Genomic DNA, 935 nt, shown 5'->3' with positions numbered 1-935 from the left:
ATTATTCTAGGTGTTATGAACATTAAAGGCGGTTTTGGCACTGTCTTTGCAGATGCGATTGAGCACAAAAAATTAATTAGTGCAGACAATTGGAAACTAAATACTGCGGCAGCTGCCATTCCAATTATTTTCCTAGGAAATATTTTCAACAACTTGTATCAATACACAGCGAGTCAAGACGTCGTGCAGCGTTATCAAGCTTCTGATAGTTTAAAAGAAACAAATAAATCGTTATGGACAAATGGTATCCTAGCTTTAATTTCAGCACCCTTATTTTATGGTATGGGTACAATGCTGTATTCATTTTATACACATGAAGCTGTTTTACCAAAAGGCTTCAATACATCATCTGTAGTGCCATATTTCATTTTGACTGAGATGCCACCATTTGTAGCAGGATTACTTATTGCAGCCATTTTCGCCGCTGCACAGTCTACCATTTCATCTAGTTTAAATTCTATATCTGCTTGTATTTCAATCGACATTAAGCAACGCTTCTTCGGAAAAGATAGCGAGCGACACGAAGTTAACTTTGCACGTTTCATTATCATCATTGCAGGTATTTTCGGTTTTGGAATGTCACTATACTTAATTGCTTCTAATTCAAATGACTTATGGGATTTATTCTTGTTTGTAACTGGATTATTCGGTGTTCCATTAGCTGGTGTATTTGCAGTTGGTATTTTCACTAAACGTACGAATACATTCGGTGTTATTTGTGGATTAATATTGGGTATCATCTTTGCTTATGTCTATAATGGTGTTGGCAAAGGTAACTCACCTTTCTATGTATCTACCATTTCATTTACAGTTGCTTTTGTCTTTGCTTATATACTTAGCTTCATTGTCCCTTCAAAACATAAAAAAGATATAACGGGATTAACAATTTTTGAAAAAGATAAACCATCAACATACATTTCAAAAACGGCTACGAA

At 34.9% G+C, this 935-nt stretch carries 1 protein-coding gene; it reads left to right on the top strand.

The window, feature by feature from the left end:
• A partial coding sequence (locus IDG60_RS16270; protein ID WP_481906101.1) for a sodium:solute symporter family transporter occupies positions 1-935 on the top strand: 935 nt, incomplete at both ends.

Source organism: Staphylococcus sp. EG-SA-2, assembly GCF_017152085.1.
Note: the sequence above shows the minus strand (reverse complement) of the source record. Positions and strands in the feature narration are given on the sequence as shown.